We start from the raw sequence: 6,000 nt of genomic DNA, 5'->3' as shown, positions 1-6,000 counted from the left end.
GCATCATTCATCACCTCAAGATTTTTATTACTTCTATTTTAATACAAAAAAGACTGTAGGCAAACTCGATAAAATCGAGTTTGTCTACAGTCTGAAGAGACCCTTGTAGGGTCTCTTTTATTATTCTTAAATAAAACTATTTCGTTGTTAAACTACATTATTCAAATCCCTTTTTCATACAGATAGGTAAGAGTTTGAAGTTATCGCTCCCTGTTCACACCGTACGTGCGGCTTTCACCGCATACGGCGTTTCAACTAATTCAATTCTATGTACTATATTAGTGACTTAACCAAGTTGTGTCCATATTTCTATACTACATTCAAGTCTTATTCCATTATCTGGCCCAATACACAAAGAAAGAGCGCAATTCTTTTTAAAGAAACGCGCCCTATAATTGAATAACTAAAATCTGAAATCGCTCATAAAATCACTTCTTTCTAATTGAACTAACGCACCCGTTAGCATTCCTGTAGAGAGTTAATTATTGACTTTGATAAAAAAAGAGCCCCTCAGTATGATGAGAGTACACACAAACACAACACTCATCTTAAGGAAGAAGCTCTACTATGAAGTATAAAATGCAACAAAAACAAAATCAACTCATTGAACGAATTACAGATCGACATCTCGTGGTTGGTGTGGATATTGCCCAACAGTTTCATGTTGCTCGTGCAGTTAATTATCGAGGAATCGTGGTTGGTGATCCTCTTACTTTTGAAAATAACGAAGAAGGATTTAATAGATTTCTGGAATGGATTAATAAATTAAAAGGTAAAAACAACTTAGACGCAGTTATTGTGGGAATGGAACCTACAGGACATTACTGGATTAATCTTTCGAAATGGCTATCCAATCAAAACATTGATGTTGTAACAGTCAATCCTCACCTTGTAAAAAGAAATAAAGAAAATTGGGATAATACTCAGTCCAAAAGCGATAAAAAAGACGCTCTTGTGATTGCTGATATGGTGAAGAATGGATACTATTCCAATGTTCATTCAACTCCAGAGTCTTTCGAGAAACTTCGTGTTCTCATGTCCAATCGTGACGTAATCGTTAAACGTCTCGTTAGTTCTATTAATCAATTAAACCGTTGGGTAGATGTAGTTTGGCCCTTTTCAACAATCTGTCCACCATACATTACCACCATACATTACCGCCATACAATCTGTTCTCTTTAATAAATGCTTTAAATCATGAGAAATAAGGAGCACCGCACAATTCAGTTCTTTTTGAAGATCTGCAAGCAGATCTAATATTTTCTCACCTGTAAGCACATCAAGAGCGGTTGTTGGCTCATCTGCAATAATCAGAGAAGGATTAAACATAAGAGCACCTGCAAGAGATGCTCTTTGAAGCTGCCCACCGCTAAGCTGATGAGGATAGCTACCGAAGATCCGTTCAGATGGTAGTTTCACACGTTCAAGCCAGAAGAGTACTTTCTTCTTTGCATCTTGTTTTCTTATCTTGTCATGGCTTCGAAGCGCTTCGATCAGCTGGATTCCGATCTTAATAAATGGAGTGAAGCTTCCTTGATAATTTTGAAAAAGATAGGCTATCTCCTTTCCGCGCAGCCGTCTAAAATCTTTTTCAGAAAGACTTGTGAGCTCCCTACCTTGAAAGTCTATTTGACCTTCTGATATTTTCAGAGAATTAGGAAGCAACCCTAATTTGGTTGAAGCTGTTAAGCTTTTCCCGCTTCCGCTTTCTCCCGCTAATCCAAGCATTTCACCTGGTCTTATTGTGAAGTTTAGCCTTTTTACTAGAATTCTATCTTCTTCCCCATTAGATCCACACAATGAAATGGAGAGATTTTTCACTTCCAGCACAGGGCAGGATTGTAATAAGAGCGATTCCTTTAATCCGTTTTTTATTGTACGATGCTGATTGAGATCAATGGTTGTCGGCATTTTGCATCTCCTTTTACTCGCTATACATTTTTCACATCTAGCTTATCTCTCAAGCCCTCTCCAATTAAATTACACGATAAAACAACTATAAAAATGGCCATTCCCGGGTAAATCATTAATTCAGGAAAGGTTTGAAAGTAGGGCCTTCCATCGTTCAACATCGCTCCCCATTCCGGAGCAGGGGGCTGAGCGCCAAGCCCAAGGTAAGACAGTGAAGATATGATTAAAATGACTTTTCCAACATCAAGCGCTGCAATCACAAGTACAGGGGAAATGATATGCGGAAGCATGTGCCTTATCATTATTTTCCAAGTTGGACATCCCCCTACCTTTGCTGCCAATACATATTCTTTCTCACGTTCTGATAAGACGATTCCTCTTACCACCCTGGTGTAGCTAATCCATTTTACGACTACGACAGAGATCATCAAATTTGTTAAACTTGGTCCTAAGAAACCGGCAATCGCAATTGCTAATATAAACTCTGGTAGTGCGACGAATCCATCTGCGATTCGCATGACAACTGTATCAAATCTTCCTCCAATGTACCCTGACAGCAATCCAATGGGTATGCCAATCAGAATGACCGATGCGATAACCAGTGCTGTAATTCCAAGTGTTGCTTTAGAGCCAACGACAAGTCTTGAAAATATACATCTTCCCATGTGGTCTGTACCAAAAGGATAGGTTAAGCTTGGGGAAGCAAGTCGCTCTGCCATATTTGCCGAAAAAGGATCATTCGGCACAATAAATGGTCCAATAATCGTAACAATGACTATCATCATAAGGGTAAAGAGACCCAGCAGGGTCATTGGCATAAAGTTCATTATTTTCAGGTGAGGAAAATATGCTCTTTTTTGTATCGCATGAGAGATCTTCAAGCGACTCTCCCCTTTCCTTGCTTAATACGCGGATCAATTAAGTAATACGATAGATCCACAAATAAATTCACAACAACTACAAATACACCCGTTAATAGGATATATCCTTGTATGACTGGATAATCACGGCTGAAAATCGCATCAACCGCCATGCTCCCAAGTCCTGGCCAAGAGAATAAAATTTCAATTACTACAGCCCCCCCGAGCAAGCTTCCCATACTTAGCCCAAAAACCGTTACAACAGGGAGCAATGCAGCTCTAAAAGCATGGAACCAAAGAATTCTCCACTCTTTCACTCCTCTTGCTCTCCCCGCCTGAATGTAATCCTCAGATAAGCTTTCGAGAAGTCCTGCTCTTATAAGCCTTGCATATACAGCCGCCAAAGAAAATCCCAAGGCAAAGGAAGGCAGAATCATTTGAGACAAAGATCCAATTCCAGTTGATGGAAGAATTTGAAGTTTAAAAGCAAAAAAGTATATGAGCATCAGTCCCAGCCAAAAGCTTGGAATTGATGCTCCTACTAACGCTAAAGTTCTGCTGATTTGATCTGGACATTTTCCAGGGTAGCGGGCGGAAATGATGCCAAGAGGAACAGATATGCACACCATCACAATTAAAGCCCCTCCTGTAAGCTGCAATGTAATAGGCAAACGTTCCATCATCTCACTCCAAACAGGCTTTCCGCTCATGTAGGATTTGCCGAGATCCAGCTGTATCAGACCTAACATCCAATGGCCATATTGAATATAGAGAGGCTGATCAAAGCCAAGCTCACTATGAAGCTTAGCCTTATCGGCTTCCGTTACCATCATTTCATCTGCATTCAATATCGTCATAACCGGGTCACCTGGAGCAAGCTTCATCAGGCCAAAAGTAAATACCGACAAGAAGAGAAGTACAATGAATAACTGTAAAAGCCTCTTTTGCATAAGCAATAACATTTTAATTCACATCCATCGTATGCGTTAAAATATAATACTCCTCAGCAGTAGGTTTCCAGTCTTTAATTCGCTCATTTATACCAATAATAATATTTGGATAAACAGCATAGCTATGTGCAACTTCCTTATTAATAACATTCGCTGCATCCTTCGTTAATTGAGTTCTTTTATCTGTATCGCTTGTTCCATTTAACTCTTCTATTACTTTATTTAATTCTGGGTTATTTATTTTACCAACATTTAGTGCTCCAGTTTCTGTGAAAGCAGTATTAAGGAAGTAGCTTCCATCTCCGCGAGGTGACGTGTTATTGCTGTATGTTCCCAAGTCCCAACCTGTGTTTTCTGCAAGATGGGTATCAGCATTTTCAACTATTTTTATCGTAATTTCCACTCCTGCTTTTGCTGCATCTGATTGAAAGAGCTGAGCAATTAATGGCAATTCTGGACGTGCTTTATATGTGATAAATTCAAGTGTAAGTGGTTCTCCGTCCTTTTCCATTTTACCTTCTGCGTTTTCTTTGTATCCAGCCTCGACAAGGAGTTCTTTTGCTTTTTCAACATCCAATTCCGCTACTTCATCTTCAATTCCAAAGGGAAGAGAGCTGTTGAATGGTCCGTTTGCGGGTACAGCATGACCAAGCATGATATCATCTGCAACGCTTTTTCGATCGATTAGTAGATTAAGAGCCTGTCTGACTTTCAAATCTGAGACATTTGGACTTTGTTGATTAAATAACACAAAGTGCGATCTAAGACCTGGTACAGAATCAACCTTAAGTTCCTTATCCTTCTCAATTGCTTCTATGCCTTCAGCAGGAAGATTATAGACTACATCTGCTTCTTTAGACTGAAATGCAAGTGCTCGAACATTTGCATCTTCATTAAATTTAATTGTTGCCTCTTTGATTTTAGGCTCTCCTGCCCAGTAGCTGTCATTTTTAACAACTTGAACTTCCTGATTTGAAGTAAATTTCTTCACCTTAAACGGTCCTGTCCCAACTGGCGTATTTCGAAATGCTTCTTCCCCCATTTCCTTTTCAGCTGCAATATTTACAATCGATACATATGGGTTCACTAGTTCAGATGGAAGAGCAGGGTACGGCTCAGTTGTCTTAATCGTTAGCTTCTGACCATCTGCCTCCATGGTTTGAATTTTCAATGATCCTCCAAGAGATTCATTTACAGCGATACTTCTTTCAATTGAAGCTTTAACTCCAGCAGCATCAAGCTTTACTCCATCTTGGAATGTCACGTTTTCACGAATTGTAAACTCCCACGTTAAGTTGTCATTTGTTTCCCATTTTTCTGCAAGCCAGCCCTCAATATTTGAGTTTTCATCCAACTTCAGCAGTGTTTCTGTTATTCCTGCACGGATAGGGGTAAATCCTGTATGAGGATCTAAATTAGCAGACTTAAAACTAAAAATCATGGTTACCTTCTTATCTTTATCCTCTATTTTTTCAGCATCTGAATGATTAGCATCTGATTTACTGCTTTCAGCAGAACAGCCTGCTAATGTTAGAAAAAATAAACCTAGTAATATCGTAAAAAGAGTTTTTTTATTAAAGCTTTTTCTTATCATTTTTTTACCGTCCTTTAGTTGCACTATTTAAATCGTTATATTTACGATTTAAAATAGAGAATTTTACTAGTTTCATACAAATTGGTCAATTAAAGTCTGAGACTACGTTTTTTTAATTACACGGAGGTGCCTGATACTGTCATAGGAGGTATAGTAATCATTATTTCATGTATCCTTACTATCAGTTTAATAATAATCCTCTCTCCTATAAATAGTAATTGTTACGATTTATAATTTATCATTCTTCCTCACTTTCGTCAATTCAATAATTTCATAAAAAATGAAATATAAAATATTCCGCATCACCACGGACACCCTTGCCTTCGACTAATGGTTCGCATATCCTAACGTACTTACGTCGCACTGGTTTCGCTCGGAATGTCTTTCCTTTTAACTTCGTTTGAAGAGCTTCTAGATGGCTCTCCAATTCCTTTTCGTACTCTTTGATGGTCACCTTATCGACTCCTGGAGCACCTTTGTTTTTCCGCACTTGTTTAAAGGCAGATTGGATATTCCATTTTGTACACCTTGTCGTATAAGCTATACCAGACTTTTCTTTTCATCTACTAACACCTCTTGTGTAACTTCGTACGCATCATTCTTGTTTCTGCTTCTCCATTTTATGTTTACTAGTAGAGTCAATAGCTACAACGGCAGTTCTCACTACGTTCAACTGGTGATGGGC

5 protein-coding genes and 1 pseudogene are annotated in these 6,000 nt (G+C 38.7%); 1 reads left to right on the top strand and 5 read right to left on the bottom strand.

Going from position 1 to position 6,000, the window contains the following annotated elements; translation table 11 throughout:
* Positions 1-567 precede the first annotated feature (567 nt).
* Positions 568-1,116 (top strand): annotated as a pseudogene (locus ACFFIX_RS22105) (IS110 family transposase); the annotation flags it as partial.
* Between the two features lie 3 nt (positions 1,117-1,119).
* On the opposite strand, the gene ACFFIX_RS22100 reads toward ACFFIX_RS22105, so the two are convergent.
* From ACFFIX_RS22100 to ACFFIX_RS22080, 5 genes are all read right to left on the bottom strand, one after another.
* The gene (locus tag ACFFIX_RS22100; protein WP_378937878.1) at positions 1,120-1,911 is read right to left on the bottom strand and encodes an ABC transporter ATP-binding protein; all 792 of its coding nucleotides are present in this window, start codon (positions 1,909-1,911) and stop codon (positions 1,120-1,122) included.
* 20 nt (positions 1,912-1,931) lie between these two features.
* Positions 1,932-2,738, bottom strand: coding sequence for a nickel transporter permease (gene nikC, locus ACFFIX_RS22095; RefSeq protein ID WP_378937876.1), 807 nt, complete (start codon positions 2,736-2,738; stop codon positions 1,932-1,934).
* Positions 2,739-2,788: 50 nt separating this feature from the next.
* Positions 2,789-3,733 (bottom strand): nickel ABC transporter permease, encoded by a 945-nt coding sequence (nikB, locus tag ACFFIX_RS22090; protein ID WP_378937874.1) that lies wholly within the window; start codon positions 3,731-3,733, stop codon positions 2,789-2,791.
* A 1-nt stretch (position 3,734) separates the two neighbouring features.
* Positions 3,735-5,315, bottom strand: a complete 1,581-nt coding sequence (gene nikA / locus ACFFIX_RS22085) for a nickel ABC transporter substrate-binding protein (RefSeq protein ID WP_378937872.1) — start codon at positions 5,313-5,315, stop codon at positions 3,735-3,737.
* 271 nt (positions 5,316-5,586) lie between these two features.
* Positions 5,587-5,805 carry a hypothetical protein gene (locus ACFFIX_RS22080; protein WP_378937871.1) on the bottom strand — a complete coding sequence of 73 codons (219 nt, stop codon included), beginning with the start codon at positions 5,803-5,805 and terminating at the stop codon, positions 5,587-5,589.
* Positions 5,806-6,000: the final 195 nt, after the last annotated feature.

Source organism: Metabacillus herbersteinensis (assembly GCF_042433335.1).
Taxonomy (GTDB): Bacteria; Bacillota; Bacilli; order Bacillales; family Bacillaceae; genus Metabacillus; species Metabacillus herbersteinensis.
Note: the sequence above shows the minus strand (reverse complement) of the source record. Positions and strands in the feature narration are given on the sequence as shown.

Excerpts from the sequence above, each read along its gene's own strand:
- ACFFIX_RS22100 (WP_378937878.1), bottom strand. The coding sequence starts at position 1,911 with ATGCCGACAACCATTGATCTCAATCAGCATCGTACAATAAAAAACGGA.
- nikC (WP_378937876.1), bottom strand. The coding sequence starts at position 2,738 with ATGAACTTTATGCCAATGACCCTGCTGGGTCTCTTTACCCTTATGATG.
- nikB (WP_378937874.1), bottom strand. The coding sequence starts at position 3,733 with ATGTTATTGCTTATGCAAAAGAGGCTTTTACAGTTATTCATTGTACTT.
- nikA (WP_378937872.1), bottom strand. The coding sequence starts at position 5,315 with ATGATAAGAAAAAGCTTTAATAAAAAAACTCTTTTTACGATATTACTA.